Origin of the sequence: Carboxylicivirga longa, assembly GCF_050589825.1 — a bacterium.
Taxonomy (GTDB): domain Bacteria; phylum Bacteroidota; class Bacteroidia; order Bacteroidales; family Marinilabiliaceae; genus Carboxylicivirga; species Carboxylicivirga longa.
Map to the genome: position 1 here is coordinate 411,500 of NZ_JBNGOZ010000001.1, position 21,749 is coordinate 433,248.

Annotated in this window: 19 protein-coding genes and 1 tRNA gene; 11 read left to right on the forward strand and 9 right to left on the reverse strand. The window is 38.4% G+C overall.

Annotation, left to right across the window (positions count from 1 at the left end; genetic code table 11):
• From ACRD7A_RS01575 to ACRD7A_RS01615, 9 genes are all read left to right on the forward strand, one after another.
• Entirely contained in the window at positions 1–867 is an 867-nt protein-coding gene (locus ACRD7A_RS01575; protein ID WP_430809584.1) for a hypothetical protein, read from the forward strand.
• A gap of 119 nt (positions 868–986) precedes the next feature.
• A complete protein-coding gene (locus tag ACRD7A_RS01580; protein ID WP_430809585.1) occupies positions 987–1,514 on the forward strand; it encodes a P-loop NTPase family protein in 528 nt (175 codons plus the stop codon).
• A 1-nt stretch (position 1,515) separates the two neighbouring features.
• Complete coding sequence (locus ACRD7A_RS01585) at positions 1,516–1,848, forward strand: hypothetical protein (protein WP_430809586.1); 333 nt, start codon at positions 1,516–1,518, stop codon at positions 1,846–1,848.
• Positions 1,845–2,267 (forward strand): hypothetical protein, encoded by a 423-nt coding sequence (locus ACRD7A_RS01590; protein ID WP_430809587.1) that lies wholly within the window; start codon positions 1,845–1,847, stop codon positions 2,265–2,267. The genes ACRD7A_RS01585 and ACRD7A_RS01590 overlap by 4 nt, the downstream gene beginning before the upstream one ends.
• Positions 2,254–2,808: a glycoside hydrolase family 108 protein gene (locus ACRD7A_RS01595; RefSeq protein ID WP_430809588.1), complete on the forward strand. Its 555-nt coding sequence runs from the start codon at positions 2,254–2,256 to the stop codon at positions 2,806–2,808. Before ACRD7A_RS01590 ends, ACRD7A_RS01595 begins: the two co-directional genes overlap by 14 nt.
• A gap of 64 nt (positions 2,809–2,872) precedes the next feature.
• A complete protein-coding gene (locus ACRD7A_RS01600) occupies positions 2,873–3,763 on the forward strand; it encodes a hypothetical protein (protein ID WP_430809589.1) in 891 nt (296 codons plus the stop codon).
• A 91-nt stretch (positions 3,764–3,854) separates the two neighbouring features.
• Positions 3,855–5,558 carry a hypothetical protein gene (locus tag ACRD7A_RS01605; protein WP_430809590.1) on the forward strand — a complete coding sequence of 568 codons (1,704 nt, stop codon included), beginning with the start codon at positions 3,855–3,857 and terminating at the stop codon, positions 5,556–5,558.
• Positions 5,559–5,807: 249 nt separating this feature from the next.
• Positions 5,808–7,991: a trypsin-like peptidase domain-containing protein gene (locus ACRD7A_RS01610; RefSeq protein WP_430809591.1), complete on the forward strand. Its 2,184-nt coding sequence runs from the start codon at positions 5,808–5,810 to the stop codon at positions 7,989–7,991.
• A 25-nt stretch (positions 7,992–8,016) separates the two neighbouring features.
• Positions 8,017–9,057, forward strand: coding sequence for a hypothetical protein (locus ACRD7A_RS01615; RefSeq protein ID WP_430809592.1), 1,041 nt, complete (start codon positions 8,017–8,019; stop codon positions 9,055–9,057).
• A 70-nt stretch (positions 9,058–9,127) separates the two neighbouring features.
• On the opposite strand, the gene ACRD7A_RS01620 is transcribed toward ACRD7A_RS01615, so the two are convergent.
• The 4 genes from ACRD7A_RS01620 to ACRD7A_RS01635 form a co-directional block, all read right to left on the reverse strand.
• Complete coding sequence (locus ACRD7A_RS01620; protein ID WP_430809593.1) at positions 9,128–10,357, reverse strand: site-specific integrase; 1,230 nt, start codon at positions 10,355–10,357, stop codon at positions 9,128–9,130.
• A 272-nt stretch (positions 10,358–10,629) separates the two neighbouring features.
• Positions 10,630–10,714 (reverse strand) — tRNA-Ser (locus ACRD7A_RS01625).
• 283 nt (positions 10,715–10,997) lie between these two features.
• The gene (gene bamJ / locus ACRD7A_RS01630) at positions 10,998–11,654 is read right to left on the reverse strand and encodes a BamJ family beta-barrel-assembly machinery protein (RefSeq protein WP_430809594.1); all 657 of its coding nucleotides are present in this window, start codon (positions 11,652–11,654) and stop codon (positions 10,998–11,000) included.
• Between the two features lie 159 nt (positions 11,655–11,813).
• On the reverse strand, positions 11,814–12,518 hold the full coding sequence (locus ACRD7A_RS01635) for an SAM-dependent methyltransferase (RefSeq protein WP_430809595.1): 705 nt from the start codon (positions 12,516–12,518) through the stop codon (positions 11,814–11,816).
• A 196-nt stretch (positions 12,519–12,714) separates the two neighbouring features.
• Between ACRD7A_RS01635 and ACRD7A_RS01640 the strand changes: the two genes are divergently transcribed.
• The gene (locus ACRD7A_RS01640; RefSeq protein ID WP_430809596.1) at positions 12,715–13,644 is read left to right on the forward strand and encodes a hypothetical protein; all 930 of its coding nucleotides are present in this window, start codon (positions 12,715–12,717) and stop codon (positions 13,642–13,644) included.
• Here the strand turns inward: ACRD7A_RS01640 and ACRD7A_RS01645 are convergent.
• Positions 13,634–14,653: a hypothetical protein gene (locus tag ACRD7A_RS01645; protein ID WP_430809597.1), complete on the reverse strand. Its 1,020-nt coding sequence runs from the start codon at positions 14,651–14,653 to the stop codon at positions 13,634–13,636. The genes ACRD7A_RS01640 and ACRD7A_RS01645 overlap by 11 nt on opposite strands.
• Before the next feature lie 162 nt (positions 14,654–14,815).
• The gene (locus tag ACRD7A_RS01650; RefSeq protein ID WP_430809598.1) at positions 14,816–17,065 is read right to left on the reverse strand and encodes an inorganic phosphate transporter; all 2,250 of its coding nucleotides are present in this window, start codon (positions 17,063–17,065) and stop codon (positions 14,816–14,818) included.
• 337 nt (positions 17,066–17,402) lie between these two features.
• On the opposite strand from ACRD7A_RS01650, the gene ACRD7A_RS01655 reads away from it, so the two are divergent.
• Entirely contained in the window at positions 17,403–18,041 is a 639-nt protein-coding gene (locus ACRD7A_RS01655; RefSeq protein ID WP_430809599.1) for a LysE family translocator, read from the forward strand.
• Positions 18,042–18,127: 86 nt separating this feature from the next.
• Here the strand turns inward: ACRD7A_RS01655 and menB are convergent, their stop codons facing one another.
• From menB to ACRD7A_RS01670, 3 genes are read right to left on the reverse strand one after another with little or no spacing between them, the layout of a single operon-like run.
• Positions 18,128–18,949, reverse strand: coding sequence for a 1,4-dihydroxy-2-naphthoyl-CoA synthase (menB, locus tag ACRD7A_RS01660; protein ID WP_430809600.1), 822 nt, complete (start codon positions 18,947–18,949; stop codon positions 18,128–18,130).
• The gene (menD, locus tag ACRD7A_RS01665; RefSeq protein WP_430809601.1) at positions 18,946–20,637 is read right to left on the reverse strand and encodes a 2-succinyl-5-enolpyruvyl-6-hydroxy-3-cyclohexene-1-carboxylic-acid synthase; all 1,692 of its coding nucleotides are present in this window, start codon (positions 20,635–20,637) and stop codon (positions 18,946–18,948) included. The genes menB and menD overlap by 4 nt, the downstream gene beginning before the upstream one ends.
• Positions 20,638–20,650: 13 nt before the next feature.
• Entirely contained in the window at positions 20,651–21,730 is a 1,080-nt protein-coding gene (locus tag ACRD7A_RS01670; protein ID WP_430809602.1) for a chorismate-binding protein, read from the reverse strand.
• Positions 21,731–21,749: the final 19 nt, after the last annotated feature.

Consider the following 21,749-nt stretch of genomic DNA (forward strand, 5'->3'; position numbering starts at 1 on the left):
ATGAAACTTACAATCAAAAACTACAAGGAAGCCACCAAAAATATTGACTTCAAAAAGTTGCCGGAAGCAGCACAGGAAGCACATAAAGAGTTTGATTCATTTGCCGATTTCTACAATGAGGATAAGGACATTAAAGAGATGTTGGATAATCATTTCAAAATCGTTGAACCATATCTAAAGGATTCAGGAAAGAAAAGCCCTGCAACCAAGAAAACACCAGCGAAAAAGAAGACTACCTCGTCACAAAAATCGACAAAAAATGTGACGAAGAAAGCTTCATCAAAGCGAACTGCCACAAAGAAAACTACAGAACCTAAAAAGGCACAACGTAAACCCATCGAGGTTGATTTAATACCATTGGAAATAAAAGTAATCAGGCGTTATCTGAACTTCCACAATAAGAAGGTAACAGAACGTCAGGTATCGCTTTTGTACAAGGTGATTCAAAAGGCTGCTACCGAAAAGACCATCCGCCTTACTAGCAAGTATGCTTCTGAAATTAAAAGTATCAGCAATGACCTGATTAAGACTTACAAGGATATGAATGGTACTTGCAAGTTTGAAGTTCCGAATTCATTGTACACGAAGCTAAAAAAGATTGTGGATGATTACGGTGTTACTCCGGCAGTTGCTTTGATTAAAAGGTTTATCAATTTGTATGGCAATATCACTAAAGCAAAAGCCCAACGCTTACTTACCACAGTTACCAATTCATTGAAAAACGGTAAGGTCAATAAGTCCGACAAAGAATTTGAACAGGTGAAAAACGTCCAAAAGCATTTGCATGATTATCTGGAGAGCGACAAGCTACTTGTTACCAATGTGCAGTTGAAAGGGCTTCAAGGCATTGCCGGATTGGGAAAGTAAATGCCACTACTTCCACGCCCAAAAGTAGTGGCACAAAGCCAAGGGCAACAACACGAAGCACCACCAGAACCACAACAATAGCACCCGACCAGGTTGTATTGGCAAATGACCTTGCCAAGATGAATTTTAAGACCATCTCCATCAGGGGAAAGTTCGGCAAACTATTAGGCAAGCTGTATATCCCATTCTATATAATGATTTACGGCTCACGCTTTCATGGGAAAAGTACCGTAGCCCTGATGTTTGCCGATGAATTAGTAAAACAGCACGGATATAAAGTCCTGTATGTAGCCAATGAAGAAGGTGCAAAAGGAACAATGCAGGAGAAAGTGGTAAGACTTGGAATCAACAGCCCGATTGGAATCATCGAGGATTACAATCCAAAGCTATTCAGGGATTATGATGTGGTATTTATCGACAGTACTCAAACGACCGATATTTCTCACGAGGAATTTAAAGAGCTCAAGAAACAGTTCCCGAACACCTCATTTGTAATCATTAATCAGGCAAACCGGGATGGAAGCTCTAAAGGCGGAACTAAGTGGGAGCATATTGTGGATGCCATCATGCACATCGAAAACCAAAGTGCAACGATGGAGAAAAACCGCTTTCCGGAGGGTAGTACAGAAACCATTAAAGTCTTTTAGCATGGAAGAAATGACAATTAAATTTTATTGGGTGGTTATAGCCGGATTGAGCTCATTAACGATTGGGGTACTCTCTTTTATCATCCGCAATGCCATTTCAAAAAATGCGACCAAGGAAACGGTGGAAGCCAAAACCGATTTACTGGAGAAAGACATTAAGCACCTGACAAAAGAACTGGATGGGGCTGAAAACAAGTTTGCCATACTGCATAAGCGTGTTTCAGATTTAAGGGATAGCTCCAAAGAAATCTATGTGAGTAAGGAATTGTTTCATCAGACCATCAAGCAGCTTAATGACAAGTTGGATACCATCTTAAAATTTGTAGAGCGATGAGAAAGATATTCGGAAAACTAACCAATGCCGGGGTTGCTGAAACGCTCAAGGTTGGCACAAAACTCATTGATGAGATTTTTACTACTCAGGAAGAAAAGCTCCAGGGGAAAATGGAGCTTTTTAAAATGGCAGTTGCTGACCGTGATTCTGCAAGAACCATGTATGCACAGGATAGCTGGTTGCAAAAGATTTTTGCCATCTTTTTCCTGGTTGCATGGTGCGGTCTGACCTTCGTGATGCTCAACTATTTTGTATTTCAAACCATTGAATTGCAGGATTGGCAAATAGCCTTTATTAGTAGCATTAACGGTGGTATTTCTACAAAACTCAGCACCATTATCGACTTTCTTTTCGGGGGTGCAATTTCCGGTGTAAACAATGTAAAACTTAAAACTAAACGTAAAAATGAAGACTTTTGATGAACTCTTTGATGGAGTAATAAAACACGAGGGATATTATGCCAATGTAACTGGAGATAAAGGTGGAGAAACGTATATGGGTGTTGCCCGGAATTTACATCCCGATTGGGAAGGATGGCAGCTTATTGATGAATACAAACAAGTGTTTGGAGAAATAAAGCGGAATACAAAGCTAGATATTCCAGGATTAACGGAATTGGTTAAGGATTTCTACAAGCATAACTTCTACGATAAATATAAAATAGGCTATATTGTTTCTGATCCTTTGCAGGAAATTATTTTTGATTGGTGCGTAAATAGTGGTTACTGGGGTAGCTGTGGAGTTCAAAAAGTATTGAACCGTTTTTTTGATTATAACCTTAAACTAGATGGGATAATTGGGAAGAATACGGTTAAAGCAATTAATTCTTGTCCTCCGGAAACACTGTTTAATGCCATTAAATCTGCTCGCATCCATTATTACAACACCATTGCTCAGAAAGGTCAGAACCATAAGTTTTTAAAGGGGTGGTTAAGAAGAATTGACAACATTGTTTATTAAGATATTACCGAAGTCTAGTAAGTTGTATTAAATTTGATATCTGACTTTAAAACATAGATTATGTATGAAACAGTTATCAAGATTTCATGAAGAAGATTACTTTAACGAATTCAAAAATGAAATATTATCAATTATTGATGATGATAATTATAAAACTAGCCCAACTTTTTTCAGGTGTAATTCTTTTTATGATATTTTTATAAATAGTTTTAATCAAATCCATCACTTTGCATTTGATAGTAAAAACCCCAATGAAAAAAGTAATTCTAGAGCTTTAAATTGTGGTATAAGAATTCCATATTCTAACTTCAAACCACTGAAAGGAGAAGATTTACATCAATTAAAAGATACCGTTGAAAAAACATATCGCACAATGGCATCAAAAATTTCTTGTTCAAGAGGAAATGCCTTTTTATTGTGCGAAAATTATAAAACCACTAACAATTATTCGAAAGCAAATAAACGTTTACACTTTTATACAAATATTGCTACTGGCAAAACTGAGCATATTGGTAAGATTATTATTAATCAAATAGCACCTAAAACATATGCTGTATTAGATTTAGCTAATTTAAATGAAGTAGAATATAATAATAGTATTTTCAACTATTCCTTTGCTTTACCTTGTATTGTTTTTGCAAATTATGCCTGTGGAGATATCTTTTTTTTTAATGATAAGAATTTAGATTTTGCAAGAGTAAATATTATTGATTTTATAAATTCTGATAAGGAAAAAACGGATACGATTCAGCATAAATTTTCTAGAACTGGATTAAAAGAATTGACTATTAAAATGTTTCTTGAAAGCGATTTGATTTATTCTGTTAAAGTAAATGAAATTGCATTTGCAGGTAGATTAAGGGAGCGAGAATCGTATTTCAATGCTAGGATTAATTTTAAAGAGAATAAATGGTTGTCATTTGAGGGGCATTCATATTTAGAGAGTTTAAAATAAACAGACTTGATCCGCTCCATTATATTCTAAAATTAACCTGTTTTTTGATATTGATTTAAAGCTATTTATATTTGAATTAAGAAGTTACTGTATGTTAGGTTTACATGAAATATTAAGTTTTTCTAAAATATTTGAAGATGAAATATTTGAAGATTATTTATCGAGGATAGATGAAATTCCAAGAGATTTATTAATAAACACGGCTACTCATTTATTAAGCTTTTATCATACAGAATCAATTGCTAAAGACCATAAGGAACTTTTAAGTCAATGGTTTTGCGAAGGCAATAATGCTTTTGCAAACGAAATCAACGATAGGATAAACTCACTGCCTAATAAAACTATAATATTAAATGCCAGGAGTAGCCTTACACTTTTTGAAAGTGTATTATCATCAGATAATACTTCATCTGAAATTAGTAATGAAGAGTTTGAAGTTCTACTATTTAAAATATATCTGGCTATAAATGAACAATTAAATCTAAACGATGATAAAGTTCTTAGTTCAGTAAAAGATGACGTGCCTTATTCAAGAATATTTTGCTTAGCAATCGCTAATTCCTTACCAACATTTGACATTACGAATTATGATAGCAATTCCGTATTTGTATCACAAGTTGTAAAAGCCATTTATTTACTTGAATTTCTAGAAAGTAGACTAGATACTCAAATGCTTCTACAAGAGTTTTATAGAAAATTTGAGGTTAATGGATATAAAGAGTTTTTAGGCAAGCTTTTACCGGTCTCATTTAATGTCATTGCTTCAAATCAAAAGGGAAACATTGATATAGTTTTAAATGATGATGCAGAATTCGATTCTAATTCTGCATTTCTAGATAGACTATCTATTAACAATATTAATGATGAAAGGTCTGCCGATTTTTTAACACTTCGAGCAAATCCACTTATAAAAATAAGCCGTGATACTTATCGTATAATTTACCCCTTATTTGTTTTAGAGAAAAATTTCAACGGGCTGTATTTTCTTTTAAAAGAAGTGAATGACACATTAGACAGGGCTAATAGAGTTAATCTAAGACAATTGGTCACTTTTGATTTTTCAGAAAAGTATATATTGTATTCTATTATTGAGCGTGCATTTGAAAAAAAGTATTTAAAGCTTCGGGGAGAACAAATGACTACTCCTGGAGCACCAGATTATTATATTAGGAATGGTAATAAGGTTTTTATTTTTGAGTCTAAGGATATATTGATTAATGCTGATGTGAAAGAAAGTTACGATTTTGAAAAATATGAATCAGAACTAAAGGATAAGCTTTATTACCACATAAGAAATCATAGAGAATCACCCAAAGCAGTAAAACAGTTATGCAATTTTTCAAGATCCCTTTTAGATGGTTCTTTTAGAGAGGATTCAAGATATAAAAGCAATTCAATAAAAATTTATCCAATCATAGTCTTGCATAATAGACAATTAGATATTGTTGGGCTTAATAATCTAATCAATGTTTGGTTTAAAATTGAAACAGAATTAATTGAAGACAAAACATTAAAAATTAGTAATATTCAAATGCCCACAATTATTGGCATTGAAACACTGATTTTGATTCATGAAATGTTATCTAGAAATGAGATTAAGCTAGAAAAAATATTAGAAGAATATCAATATTACATTAGCGATAAACGAATTAAAGCTAAGAGATACAAAAACGAAGCAGAACTACATGCAGAAATGCAGAACCAGTTAGCTTCATTTAATATGTACATACAAAATAGATTTAGCTTTAAAGTTCCGAACCTATTCGAAGAAAAAGGCATATCAATTTTAAGTTAATCCAAATATGATGTTTAAATTGTTGCTAAATTCAATAAAAATTGCAACGCAAGTTGTAGGTCAAATCATGAATAATTGAGATTTGGAAGTCTCGGTTCTGATATATTTCCAATTAATATTATAATTTATAACAAATTCTATGCTTGTGCGTATAATATGTTTTTTCTCATGTAGAATTTTGTGCCAACAGTTTATCAATGAGTCAGTTTTTGTTAAAATTGGATTTATTTAAGTTTAATAACAATAGCAATGATTAAAATTATAACCCTAGTAGTAATAAGTTTATCTGTTACACTCTCCTCATTTTGTCAAATTAATAACCCTTCATATTTAAAAAAAGATGTAGAGGAATGTGATATTATTAAAGTTGAGAAAAACAGTAATAATACAGTAGTATATTTTAAATATACTAATAAGCATGATGCATCTTATGGACCATGGGTGCGCATTGATAAAGACTTTTTTATTAGAGATAAGAGAACGAATAAAAAATACCCCTTAATAAAGGCCAATAATATTCCTATCACACCAGATAAACATTATTTTAAATATAAAGGTCAAGTCTTAGAATTTAATTTGATTTTTAAAGCTTTGCCTCTAACTGTTAATGAAATTGATGTAATTGAGGATGAAAATGGAAGAGCTTTTAACTTTTATGGAGTTTCACTAAATAATAAAACATTTGGCTCAATGGCGCTTAAGAGCAATGGTAAAATGAGATCTACACCGGATGTTTTATCTGACGTTCTTTGCATGATTCCAGCCGGAAAAGAAGTAAGGATTATTGGCAATGACGGGGGATATTATGAAGTTGAGTACAATGGAAAGCATGGGTATATTAGTAGTATATATTTTGAATCAAGTGGAATACAGAGCAGTAATAAGCCAGTCCAAAATAAATCTACAAATCAAAATTGCAATGAAATAAAATATATAAAAGGAAAGAATTACACTTCAAAACCAAGCTTATCACGCAGGCTTAGTGGGTGTAATAAGATTTATGTGCCAGTGCCGAATAGTTCTTCTTTTGCATGGCAAGGTTTCATTAGTTATTTGCGAGGCTTAGGTTTAGATGTTGTTACAATACAAAAGCAATTCGAGAAGAAAACAGTTGATTTAGGTACGGTAATAGGTGTTTATACAATATACCAAGGTTCTGATTTTGTAAAAAATGATAATGCTAATAATCTTGGAGCAGTACTTAATACTCTTAATGCAGCAAGTACGCATGCAGGAAGTAGAAATACCGCAAAAATTACTTTTGTAGACTTTAATAATTCCTATACATGGGATTATGAAATAAATATTCCAAATTCTTATGAAAAATATAAGAGAATATTGAAAAATGAGATTTGTTATTCTGTCACTAAAAACCCATCTGCCAAAGTTGTTTTACCAAAAAGAATTTCATGTTGGAATGAACGGAAGATTAAGCAATTTTATTCCAATAATGGCGTTGATAGTTTTGAAGGAATATATGAAAATACAGTAAGCTCAAGCGGCAACGAAGCTAAATATAAAGTTGCAGTAAAAAAGATATCTGGAAAACATCATTTAATATATTTATCTGGAGCAATTAATCCACAAGAATGGATTGAGGGGGAAGTAAAAGCTGTTTTAGAAAAAACATCCACACATGGCTTTTTTAAAGCAAAATGGTATATGGCAAATAAAACTGAGAATAATGATTTTTACATTTCTTTTGAAAATGGTCTAATGAACGTCCTAAATCCTGAAGATGATAAAAATATGTATGTCAAGTTATACCCATCTGTTGGTGATAATATAGATCAATATTCAAATTTACCATCTTCAGGTACTGGGTTTGCTCTTACAAAAAATGGACTAATTGTTACAAACAATCACGTAATAAGAGGGGCAAAAAAAATAAATGTTAGAGGTGTTGGTGGGAACTTTAATCGAACATATTCTGCTCGTGTTGTAACAACAGATAAAAAAAATGATCTCGCGATAATAAAAATTGACGATTATAGTTTTAATAGCTTAGGACGTATACCTTATAGTATTAAAATGTCTAATTCCTCTGTGGGTGAAAATATATTTGTTCTGGGTTATCCTTTAAGAGCAACAATGGGGGATGAAATTAAATTAACAGACGGAATTATTAGCTCAAGAAGTGGATTTCAGGGTGATATTACTTCTTATCAGATTTCTGCTCCTGTTCAACCAGGAAACAGTGGAGGTCCTCTATTTGATAAGAAAGGTAATATTGTTGGAATTATAAATGCGAAGCATACTGGGGCAGAAAATGCATCATATGCTGTTAAAGTGAGTTATTTATTAAATCTAGTTAATTCTCTGGAGTACCCGCCACAATTACCAAGTGTAAATTTGATATCTAATAAGCCCTTAACAAATCAAGTATCTATGGTTAAGAATTTCGTCTACATAATAGAAGCTATTCCTGAATAGTTTTAATGGTTAAATAGAAAAGGGTATGAAAAAGGTTTTATTTGTAATATATTTAATTACTCTAATTCAATTTGGATCTGCAAATGAATTGAAATATATCTCGTTGGGTAGTAATGAAATAAAGACAATAATAAATACCTCAATTACAAGTAGAGGCGGTCACATGGGTAAATGCCTAACTTTTAATATTACCAATCAATCAGATAAGGAATTATTTTTAAAATTAGATAGAGGTTGGAAATTGATTCCTGAGGATGACAAATTTCAGAATATGTTTGTCGTCAAAGAGTGTCAGTTTTCTATTAAACCTAAGGCAACATATAGCTTCGATGCTATAGCATATTGCTGCCAAGCATTTGATAGTGCTCCAGTTTACGGTTGTAAGTTTAAAATGGGTTATATCGAAGAAAGATGGGTAGATGTTGCTCAAATAATTGACCTAAACGATTTTAGTGATTATAACATCCAGACTGCGATTTGGAGTTTATCTGATAATTACTCAATAAATCGTATTCAAGCTAATAACTCCAAAGAAATAGAAGCCCTAAAAAAGGCTGTGATAAAAGCTAATCCAAAGAGTGATTTTAAGGTTGTTAATCAACCAAGTAAACATTATTTAAGAACAGCTCAAGATTCCATTGATTATTTGAAAAGGATGGAATTGTATATACGAGAAAGAGTTAACTGGCAACCAATTGGTGAAGAAGGGGTGTTTGATTATATTATTTTAAGTAAGAGTAAAAAAGGAGGTTGGAAAGATGCTAAAGGTGTTCTTTCAATTGTTGGCAGAGAAATCACTTATATAGATTCTATTGATTCCAATCAAAATATCAAGCTTTTAATGGGTGAGGTAAAAAGAGATACTATGAATTTTGGTAAAGGTAAACTCATGATATCCGATATATGCATAGCGAAACGAACAGATGTCGCAAATGATAGAAAAAATTACCGTTTTACACTAAATCATTTCTTAGATAGTGATTTTTATTCTGCAACACTTTCTGAATGGAGTAAAATGCAGAAGATATTTAATTTAAAAGTGCAGCCAATTAAGTTAGAAGATTGATACAAAAATAAAACTCCCTATTGAAATTAATCAATGGGAGTTTTTTATTAGTCAAGCTTTGCGCTAAGAATTATAAAGCCATATGCTGACTTAAATCATCATACTTTAATTTAGCAGCTAACACCTGCATATCAGAACTTATCTTTTCGTTTGTAATCCTGGCATAAATTTGTGTCGTTTTAATATTGGTATGACCAAGCATTTTACTAACGGATTCAATAGGAACTCCTTTTGATAGGGTAACGGTAGTAGCAAATGTGTGTCGTGCCAAGTGAAAAGTCAGGTTTTTATTTATACCGCATACATCAGCAATTTCTTTCAAGTACTGGTTTGTTTTTTGATTTGTCGGAATTGGCAAGAGCACTCCATTCGGTAAGCCTTTGTATTTATCAAGAATTAATTGGGCTATATCCAATAAAGGCACAACTGTTTTAATAGAGGTTTTCTGGCGTTTGGTGTTAATCCATAAATTTCCGTCAAAACCTTTAGAGATATGTTCCTGCCTAAGATTTTTAATGTCAATATATGAAAGTCCGGTATAGCAAGAGAAAATAAAAATATCACGAATTCGTTCAAGTCGTTCACTACAAAAGCTTTTCTGCATAATGAGTTTCAGCTCGTCATCGTTCAAATAACCTCTGTCAACTTTCTTGATAGAGATTCTGTAATTGGCAAAAGGGTCAGTTTGAATCCACCCGTTCTTTTGGGCGGTAAGTACTACGCTTTTAAATTTCTGAATAAACTTAGCCGTTGTGTTCGCATTGCAGCTACATTGTGTATTCAGGTAAGTTTCAAATCCAACAATAAAGGAGTGGTTGATTTCCCTTAAATCAATATCGTTTCGTTTATATTCGGTTTTCAGGTAATTTGCTAGGTGTCGTTTACAGACCTCTGCTTTTTGGTAAGTGGCTTTAGATTTACTTATGCCAACTTGTTTCTTTAGGAGGTTATTGCTGTCCTCAAAAAGCTCCATTAAAAAGAATTGCTCTTGTCCGATACCTAAAAATGTGTTTTTAACCTTTTCAGCAGTTACTGTGATTTCTTTTCGGATAAGTTCATTGTATGTTTTATGAATGGAGGTTTTTATTTCTTCCAAAAGGCTATTTGTGGCCATTGCTTCCGAGCTTCGCCCTTTTACTTTTCCCAGGCTAACGCTCCATTCAGTAACCTTTATATATTGCTTTGTGCTGAATTGCGCCATTTTACCATTAACACTGATTCTTGCAATAATAGGTGCTGTTCCGTCTTTCCTTTTTGCACTTTTCTTAATGTAAAAAAGAACTTTAAATGTACTTCTCATTTGCTTCATTTTTTGAATTGTAAAACTAGTTTATTAATCTCAAAATGAAATGATTGCAGGTATGCCAATTCGCGACATTACTATGCCAATTTGCGACAATTTGTGACCTATTTTTGATTTTTAAAAATAGGGTACGATTTAGCCACAAAACTATGTCGCTTTTTGGCATTTTCTTCAAAGTACTTACAGACAAAAGGGTATAAAAAAATCCTACAATATCTTGATATTGTAGGATTTGTCTCTTTTCTGTCTTCTATTGACATTTAACTAAGCGGAGAGAGAGGGATTCGAACCCCCGGTACCTCGCGGTACAACGGTTTTCAAGACCGCCGCATTCGACCACTCTGCCATCTCTCCAAGTCGATATGCGTGAAGTGTTATAAACACTTTTTGCTTCTGGTAAAATTTCTGTAGCCCTTTGTTGTTGGGCATTCTGTTGTGTTATCTCTTTCGATAACGGTTGCAAAAGTAGAGTAATTTTTTGAATTGCAAAATAAAAAAAGCAAGAAAAAATGAGGTTTTTCAAGTGGGTTATTCTATGTTTTTAATTGTTAGCATTTTACTTTTCCGGTGTAGCGAAAAAAAAAGAACTGACCACTGGCCAATCCTTTTTCTGTATGCTTGTATAGGCTAATTTAATTTAGTCTTCAGCACCAATTTTCAGTAGCTCCACCTCAAAAATAAGAGCAGCATAAGGCGGTATTACCTGGCCTGCTCCGCGCTTGCCATAGGCAAGGTTATAGGGGATGTAAAAAATGCTTTTCCCACCTTCTTTCATCAGTTGAAGGCCTTCTGTCCACCCGGGTATTACCCTATTGAGGGGAAATGAAACTGCATCACCACCTTCTGAGCTATCGAATACCTGCCCATTGATCAGTGATCCTTTGTAGTGTACCGTTACTATATCGGTGGCTTTGGGAGAGGCTCCTGTACCTTCTTTCACTACTTTATATTGCAGTCCGCTTTCAGTGCTTACTACACCCTCTTTTTTGGCGTTGGCAGCTAAAAAATCAATGCCCACCTGTGCTTTGCTTGCTGCAATCACGCTGCTGGCTTCTTCCATCGATAGCTGTCCTGCCTCGGTCATTCCTTCACGAAGACCAGCTGCCACCATGTTGGGGTCTAAGCCATTTTCTGATGCCAGCTCACGAGCCATCATAAGGCCGTAGCTATAGCTCAGGCTGTCGGCCTGGCTGGTCATTTTAGCCGGTGCTGACGGGCTGGTGCAAGAGGGTGATAAAACGATAGCAGCCAAAGCGATGCTGCCCATTGTAATTTTTGTCAATACTTGTTTCATGCTATTGTATTTAATTTTATAGGCCATGGTAAATGTACAAATGAGTTTGATTATTTCGCCGCATGTAAAAATGGGTAATCAAATTAAAATGTTCATTTCATAGCGATATGCATTAATGCCAAAGGTATTGAAATAGTTGGATAAGCAATACTCAGGTGCCTAGCCCAACAAAAGAAATATGGCGGGTCTTTTATTGATATCCGGCAACTTCCCTTTCCACTGTGCAATGGTTTTTGTTTGGATGTATTCGCTGTCTAGCGTAATATCGCAAGCGATGCAAAGGCGTGTTTGGGGGCGACAGGCATTCACCAGCTCTTGCAGTAGCTTGGTGTTTCGGTAAGGGGCTTCAATAAATAGCTGAGTCTGTTTTTCGCGTATTGATCGCTCTTCAAGGTGCTTAATGTGTTTGCCTACCTCGCCTTTCTTAAGCGGGATGTAGCCATTAAAAGCAAAGCTCTGGCCATTCAGTCCTGAGGCCATCACAGATAGTAGGATGGAGGAGGGACCCACAAGGGGTATCACCTGCACATTTTTTGTATGGGCTAGGTACACTACATCGGCACCCGGATCGGCCACACCCGGACAGCCAGCCTCGGATAGTAAGCCCAAATTATGTCCGTCAAAGAGAGGATTTAAAAATCCCGGTATGTCATTGGGGTTGGTGTGTTTGTCAAGCACAAAAAACTGTAACTCATCAATGTCAATGGCTTTATCTACTTTTTTGAGAAAGCGTCGTGCTGATCGGATATTCTCAACAACAAAGTATTTGACGGATCGGATGAGATCAATTGTGTCAGTGGATAGATTTCGTTCTATAGGACTTTCGCCCAGTGTGTTGGGTATTAAATATAGCTTACCTTTCATGGTCTCGTATTTTGAGGATGCCCGATACAGCACGCTTATGTTTACTTTGTCTGTGGCACCCTTTTGTAACAGTGAGCAAAAGTAAACAAATACCGTGCGTGCCGCCATATATAATTAATCATGTTTTTAATGTAGATCCGTTCTAAATAAAATTTGTAAGTTTGTTCAAATACATTAATGTTCAAACCTTTCGAGTATGCCCATGCGAATACTTATTAATATATTACGTAACCGAAATTTTGTTCTTGTTTTTGCCGTACTTATGGGGCTCACACTTGGTCAGTGGGCGCACAGCATTAAGGATTATACAATTTTTGTGCTGGCGCTTGTAATGACCTTTTCCATGACGAACATACGCACCACCAGCCTATATCCGCCGCAACGGCTTATTAAACCCATGCTTATGGGCATCCTGCTTAACTATGTGGTTTATGCCCTGGTGATGATTGGACTGGCATACTGGCTCATCGATGATCGGGATTTATTCTATGGTTTTGTGGTGATTGCAACAACTCCGCCCGGAGTGGCTATTATCCCTTTTTCCCATATTTTAAAAGGAGATGTTGAATATGCCATCAAAGGAGTATTGGGTGCTTTCCTGTGTACGGTATTGATCACTCCTTTTGCTGTGGGGTGGATCACAGGTAATGAGGGTATTGCGGCTTGGGATCTGTTTCTATTGATGCTCAAAACCATTGTATTGCCCTTACTGTTATCGCGCATTCTTCTTCTGCCAAAATTATTTTTTGTGGTTGATCAGGTTCGAGGTAAGGTGGTTGATTGGGGCTTTGCTACCCTCATCTTCATTGCTGTGGGGCTTAACAGAAACGTGTTTTTTAGCGATCCCGCAATTTTGTTGCGTATTGCAGTGGTGTTATTTATTGTGCATTTTATTATGGGCTTGTTATACGAGCGCTTGTGTTATTTTCTGGGGCGTGATACTGTACGTGCCATGTCTGAAAACCTTTTGCTAACGGTGAAGAGTTCAGGGTTTGCGGTGGTGACGGCCATTACACTATTTGGGCAAAAGGCAGCCATACCAACGGCCGGTTTGGCAATTTTTGTGCTGCTCTATCTTCTTTTTCTATCGTTCCGCATGGATTTGCGGAATCGACTTAAAAACTAACCTCCACATTGAAAAATAGCTTGCCACTATTGACAGGTGTGGCCTGGTTAGTGCGGTGGTGCTGATAGTTTAATGAGGCCTTTATGTGTTTAGGCACTACATGGTACTCTACGCCGGCAAATATATCTTCTCCATCTCTCTCTTGCCAATGGGCGATGTGTTCAGCTTCATCGCCATCGAAAGCATTACCCATATTAAAGGTGGAGTTCATGCCATCGATACGAGCCCACAGGCCGAAACGCTTTGTTACATTGTATTGTGTAAAAAGGGAATAGGCAGCGCGATCGTGCCCGTCGAAGTAGCCGTAGTTATTCTGAAAAGTATATTCGGCACCCAGGGTAAAGGTTTTCAGGTCGAAACCGATAAATCCGGTGATGGAAGCTAAAGGAACCGATGCTGTTGAGTAGTCGGTGTACAAGCGGGCGATGATTTTTCGATCAATTAACCAACTGGTTACCCCCAGGCTTCCCCGAAAGGCATCATCGGCCTGCCATTGCTTGTAGCCTTCTCCATTGAACAGGGCCATATCAATCGTAAAATTATTGCCTCGGTAGCTCCCTGATGCTCCGATATCAGCACTGAAATCGAATTTCTGACGATCCAGCATTGACGGTAGTATGTAACGCTTGCCCCACAGTCTTTCCTGCGGCTTAAACTGGTAGGTATCGTGAAGTCCGAAGGCTGCAAACCACTGATCTTGCTCGTAATACACTGCCGCAGTCTTAAAAAATACATATTGCCCTTGGGCATCCTCAATTACAAACTCGCTGCCACCCACATCCACGCGCAGGTGGGCACGCCACTGCGGTGTTATCTGGTAGCGGTAGCCTAGATAGGCACGCTTTAATTCAAAGGCTTTATCATGCTCATCACCCACTATATCAGCATTAAAATTCAAGAAGAGACGACCTTCCAGCTCGCCATGTGCTTTAAAGGGTGTGTTTTCTTGCGATAATACAAGTGTTTGTATGCTAAATAGTATGATTAATAGCCTTAATTTATGTGTCATAATTTCCCTGTTATTTTTATCCGTAGCTTATAGGTTTATTTGGCATAGCCCATTGGCTTGCTTCACTACGCAATACTTCTAAAAATGTTACCTTATGTGAAGTCAAATATAAGAAAAAGAGACAATCTCTAAAGAATGCCTCCTTTAAGTTCAGGCACCGTCTTATTGGCCCGGGTAGTTGATGAAGTCTCGTTGTGCTTTCACAAGGTTTACCAGATGTAGCATCAGGTTTTGTGTTTCGTGCAGCACATTTAGGTAGAGAAGACTTACTTTGGTGCCCGCTTTTTCGTTTTTTATGCGTTTCAGTTGCTTTTTGCGGTTTTCACGCATCTGGCTGATTATGCTTTGTTGTTGTTCGATTAAGCTGTCTAACTGTGCATAGTCGCTTTGGTTAATGATGAGTATAGCGCGAGCCATAAAATCCTGTACTGCGCTGCGTGTGGTATTGAGCTCTTCAAACTGTTCAGGGGTAAATATTTTGTGGTTATTATCGATGTGCTCGTAGATTGGCTCTGTGACGTATGATAGACAGTGTGCCAGTTCGCGTAAGTAGTCAATTACCTGAATATAGTATAAGCTGGAGTCGATGGCTTGCTCCTGAAGCTTTTTTACAGTTGGATAAACGTTAGTTTTAAGCTTTTTCACCTTTTTATTCAGCGTCTTCACCTCTTTATTAATTTCTTTCAGGCTGCGTCTGTCTTCGGCCTCAAAATCATAAAGGGCTTGCACGTATAGTTGTTCGGCTTTTTTCAGGATATCAGTAACGCTGTATTTGCATTTTTCCAATACATTTTCAACAGGTATTTCGCCATTGACTTCCTCAATCTCAAACTCATCAATTTCGGTTTCCGAATTTGTTTTTTTCTTATGGGTAAGGTGGGTTCTGAACACAACATAAATGGCGATGGCTATGAGTATAATGACAAACCAGGTGCCGATGGTGCTAATTAATGCCGCCATGATAAAAGCTACCGTAAATGCAGAAAAGGCTGTGAAGAACCAGCCGCCAATAACGGATAATACGCCGGTGATTCGATAAACGGCACTCTCGCGTCCCCAGGCGCGGTCGGCCAGTGAGCTACCCATGGCTACCATAAAAGTAACGTAGGTAGTTGAAAGTGGTAGCTTCATGTTGGTGGCTATGGAGATAAGGATGCTGGCCACCACTAGGTTAACTGAAGCACGCAGCATATCAAAAGCCGGAGCTTCCTTGCCCAGTACCTTGCGTCGTTCTTCGTAGTTCGTGGCGTCAAATTGCCGGCTGATCAGCCGACTTAGCGATTTTGGCAGTATTTTTTTAAAAGTATTAGAGGTATTGATGGAGGCACGAACGATGGAACGAGCGAAATAGGATGAGCCAAAGCGTTCATCGCCCTCCTGTTGTCGGCTTAAGTCGAGCGAGGTCTTCACTACAGCCTTGGCTTTCTTGGAGGTCCATAAGGTTACTACCATAATGGCACCGGCTATAATAAGCATATAAGTAGGAGTACTTACCTCTCCCGTTAGTGCATTCATGCCGGTATTCACGTCGCCTGTTGCTGTGAATATTTTAAATGATTCAAACCCGGCCAGTGGAACCCCAATGAAGTTAACCAGGTCGTTTCCGGCAAAGGCCATGGCCAGTGCGAAGGTGCCTGTCAGTACAATAATTTTCAGGATATCAGTTTTAAACAGGAGCTTAAGCCCTTGGAGGATAACGGTCCAACCAACCAGGCTGAGGGCTATAATAGTTAAGCCGTTATTTTTGATCCACTCTTTGGAGGCAGCATCCATAAAAGAAGCCCCTTTGGCTCCTTTAACAAGTATAAAGTAGGTGATGGCTGTGATAGCGATACCACCCCATATTGCGCCAAAATAAATGAGACGTCGCCAATAGTCAAACGAAAAGATAAGCCTTGTAAAATACTGTATCAAAGCTCCTGCGCTAAATGAGATGACTACGGATAGCAAGATGCCGATGATGATGGCTAATGCCTTGGCGGTATTAATATGATCGCTTAGGCTCAGATCCGGGTTATTTGACATCTTTACAAGAGCAATGGCTACTGCGGCACCCAGAATTTCAAAAACAATGGATACCGTAGTGGATGTGGGCATCCCAAAGGTGTTAAATACATCCAGCAGTATTACATCGGTAATCATCACAGCCAGAAAAATGATCATAATCTCTGAGAAGATGAAGTATTGAGGGTTGAAAATACCCTTGCGTGCTACCTCCATCATGCCGCTCGAAAAGGTGGCGCCAAACAGGATGCCTGCAGCAGCTACTATCATAATATATTTGTATGGTGCTGCCTTAGCGCCAATGGCTGAATTCAGAAAGTTGACCGCATCGTTACTTACTCCAACAATCAGGTCTGAAATGGCAAGTACAAAAAGTACTGCGACCAATACTAAATATATATTTTCCATCAGAAAAGTAGTTTAATGTTTTTTTGCGCGGCAAACTAACCATGTACTGTGCTGCCTGATGTTGATTTAATATTAGGTGAATGTTAACTTTGTGTTAACGCTCATTAAGTTAGGCTATTCTTTCTACTTTTTCAAGAGCTGAAAGGCATTAGGCTAGTTATACAGAGGATATGTGCGAGGGAATAAATCTGTGTTATTATCGTTAGTGAGTCCTCATATCTTAAAAGGTTTTTTGTAGTTTTGCGCTACTTTTGCAATAAAATAGGGCAAGTAAGTGATAAACTTGTAGATGATGCTTATCTTAAAGAGGTGAAAGCAGTCTTTAAAAATGGATTGAATGAGTGTTGGAAATATAATTGAGGGTATTAAAATTGGCATGTTAGCGTCTATACCTCTGGGCCCTATTGGTGTTTTGGTGGTGCAGCGTACACTTAACAAAGGTCATCTTTCAGGCTTTATATCAGGTTTGGGGGCGGCGCTTTCGGATACTATTTATGCCATTATTGCCGGTTTTAGTCTATCTTTTATTATTGGTTTTGTTGAATCGCAATTGTTATGGATTCAGATTTTTGGCGCTATCATTTTAATATTGCTGGGGCTTAAAATATTTTATACCAATCCGGCTATTCAATTGCGACGTCAGAAGAAGAAAAGTACCAGTTTGCTGCAGGATTTTCTTTCTACCTTTGCACTTACTATAGCTAACCCATTGGCTGTGTTTCTGTTCCTGGCATTTTTTGCCAGCTTTAGGGTTGTGGGTACTGAAAATACAGCTTTTGATAATCTTCTGCTCATCATGGGGGTAATGGCCGGGGCTGCTGCCTGGTGGTTGATTCTAAGTTCTCTGATTAATTTATTTCGCTCCAGAATTAACTTAAGACGCCTTTTTTGGATCAATAAGATTGCGGGAAGTACCATTATTGTATTGGTGGTGCTGGCTTTCAGCATCTGGGTAGGGCAGGAGTATCTTTTCTAGTAGATATAATATTAAAGGCCATCTCATGCGAGACAGCCTTTCTTAATTTTTTCATCATTGATGATGAGTACGATATTTCCTGTAGGTTAAGGAAATTTAGGAAACTGCTGAAAGTCAGGGTCACGCTTTTCAAGGAAAGCATTACGTCCTTCCTGGGCTTCTTCCATCAGGTAAAACATTAGTGTTGCATCACCAGCCATCTCCATAATACCCGTTTGTCCGTCCAGCTCGGCATTTAAGCCTCGTTTAATCATGCGCAGTGCCATAGGGCTGCGTTGAAGCATCGTTTTGCACCATTCTACCGTCGTATCTTCCAGTTCTTCCAAAGGCACTACGGTGTTAACAAGTCCCATGTCTTCTGCTTCTTTGGCCGAATATTGTTTGCACAGGAACCATATTTCACGGGCTTTTTTCTGCCCCACGTGGCGCGCCAGGTACGATGAACCAAATCCACCATCGAAACTACCTACTTTGGGACCACTCTGTCCGAAGAGGGCACTGTCAGCTGCAATGGTGAGGTCGCATACCACATGCAGAACATGACCACCGCCAATGGCATATCCGTTCACCATGGCTACCACTGGTTTGGGTAGTGAGCGAATGCGCTTATGTAGGTCAAGTACATTTAGGCGGGGCACGCCACCTTCGTCGATATAACCACCATGGCCTTTAACATTTTGGTCGCCGCCCGAGCAGAATGCCTTATCACCTTCTCCGGTGAGAACAACAACGCCAATATCCTGACGTTCGCGACAGATGTCAAAGGCATCAATCAGCTCCTTTACGGTTTTGGGTCGAAAGGCATTATAAACGCGTGGTCGGTTGATGGTTATCTTACCTATGCCCTCAAAGAATTCAAATTTAATATCTTCATATTCTTTTACTGATGTCCAGTTACGTTGACTCATAATTCCTCTTTTAAGCATTTAAAATACGATTTAAGTACACCCGCATTTTCTTTGGCTGGTGTTTTTACTTCTAATAGAATGGGTTGCTCACTATCAGCAAACAATTGTTGCAGACAATCGTCCATGGATGCTTCACTGTCGGCATGCAAGTATTTCAGCCCATACATTTCGGCAAGTGGTTTCATGTTTAGTTGGTGAGCAGCTTCGAAATACGTCTCCAGCTCATCAGTATTTGATGGGCCCGGTATAAAACGAAAAATACCTCCCCCGCCGTTGTTGATTACAACAATACGCAACTTATTGCTCATGTATTTGTTCCACAGTCCATTGCTGTCGTAAAGGAAGGAAAGGTCGCCCACGATCAGAAGTGTGGGCTGCTGGCTGATATGACAGGCACCCACGGATGTGCTGAGACTTCCGTCAATGCCGCTTGTGCCTCGGTTACAAAAGCTATTGCGGTTGTAGAAGGCCGTAAATAGCTGGGCGTAACGTATGGTAGAGCTGTTACCCCATTGAAGCTGCCAGTTTTCGGGTAGCTGTTTGGCCAGCACAGCGTGTGCCTTTAAGTCATTCCAGGTTGTTTTAGACAGGTATTCATCATGGTGTTGAACCGATCGCTCGTTTCGTTTATGCCAGGTATTAGCATAACGGCTTTTCACCGGGCTAACGCGGGGTAGCAGTTGCTTAAAAAAGTCGAGCGGTGTGGACTGTATGCTTATACTCAACTGCTGGTAGGTATCAAAGTGATGATGAACAGGGCTGATGTGCCAGTGTTCCTTGGCTTTGTAGCTTCTCAAAAAGCTTTTAATCATTTTTGATACTACCGCACCATCCGTGGTGATGAGCAGGGAGGGTTTAAAAAAGTGAGCTTCGTCTTCGGTAATGGTCGATACTACTTTATCTACTCCTGCTATTATTTTACCACCAACTAGGTTAGAAGTGTTCTCGACCAGCACAACAATCTGTTCAAGGTCAGCCAGCTTTTCTACGATTGTCTGAAGTGCATCATTAGGAGTTTGTTGCCCTACAATGAGTAATACCTTGTCGTGCTTGTGCCATGCCTCGCACAATTCATCCATATCCTGATCGGCAATGCATCCGGTGGCTCTCAGCTGTTTTACAGGAGGTTTATGTTCCTCAGGGTGTACGGTTTTGCCATAGAGGGGTTCGTCCAAAGGAACATTGATATGTACCGGTCCGGCCATGTTGTGGCGGCAATGGAAAAAGGCCTCACTCACCAGTCGGTTAACATACCAGGTGTTGGCATTTTTAGAGGTTGGTAGTACGCAGCTGTATTTCACAATATTATCCAGTGCACCCGTCTGGCGTATGGTTTGTCCGTCGCCCTGATCAATCCATTCCATGGGGCGATCGGCACTGATTACCAATAAGGGTATGTTTTGGTAATAGGCTTCGGCAATGGCCGGTGCATAGTTAAGTAAGGCTGAACCACTTGTGCATACGAGCGCAACAGGTCGTCCGGTTTGCTGCGCCATGCCCAGGGCAAAAAATGCGGCACTGCGCTCGTCCACAATGCTGAAACATTGAATATCGGGGCAGGCATTAAAGGTGATGGTTAGTGGCGCATTGCGAGAACCCGGTGAAATGACCACTTCGCGCAGTCCTTCAGTCAGGCATATATCAATTAATGTTTTAACAACTTTTTTATCAGAAACGGCTTTATTCATAGCAATGCAAAGGTTAAATATTTTTTATAACCGACAAAAGTGTCTCGGCCTTAAGGGCAGTTTCCTGCCACTCCTTTTCAGCTACGCTGTCAATGGTCAATCCTCCGCCTACATAAAGGCAGGTGGCATCTTCGGTAAGGCTCAAACAGCGTATGTTAACATAAAATTCGTAATGGCCATTCTTTACCGGCCCCAGAAAACCTGCGTAATATCGTCGCTCATGCTGCTCGGTGTCAGTAATCAGGTTGAAGGCATTTTCTTTGGGCAACCCACATACAGCAGGCGTTGGGTGCAAATCGTATAAAATGCCGATGTGATTACCGTTAGTTTTTTGCATCTCAAATTGAAAGCGGGAGCATAAGTGTTTGACTTGTCCGGCGCTAATCGTTTCGGCGTTTTTATATTCAATGCTGTCTACCTGATGGTGTATCAGTACATTCTCAATAAATTCGGTTACCAGACCCTGTTCTTTTAGTTCTTTTTCCGACCACTTAGCCGATGGTGTATTGGGCAGGGTGCCGGCCAGCGATACGGTTGACAGTCGCTGTCCATCGTGTTTGAGCAGTAGTTCGGGACCTGCACCCATCCAGGTGCCACCATTGGGTGTGCTGATGGCATAAACAAAGGCGTGGGGATATTTCTGTCTCAGCGCCTCAAACACTCGGGGTACGCTGTTGGAAGGTAGATGGGGTCCTTTCACCGTGCGCGATAGAATTACTTTCGACAGTTGATTATTGGTAATGGCATTATGCATTTTATCAAAATGTGCTACATAGTCGCTATAATCATCTGCTTTTTGAGGGGCACGATTTTTCTCTGTTTTAAAAAGTGACCCAATCAGCTTTTGCTCATTTTTGGCGAGTTGTGTAAAGGTGGCACTAAAATGTGTTGGGATAAAAATACCTGGGGTGATGGTGTTGTCAAAGGGCTCAAATACAAAGCCATCGCTGGTCAGATGATGCTCGTTGATGCCGTTGTGTATAAGCTCAGCATTACCAAGAATAATCTGTGAATCACTTTGATAAGGGGCACGATATAATACCACCGAATCAAAATGCTTTTCTTCAAGTACCTGTTCTAATTTTTTTTTCACTTTTCAAGCTTGATAGTCG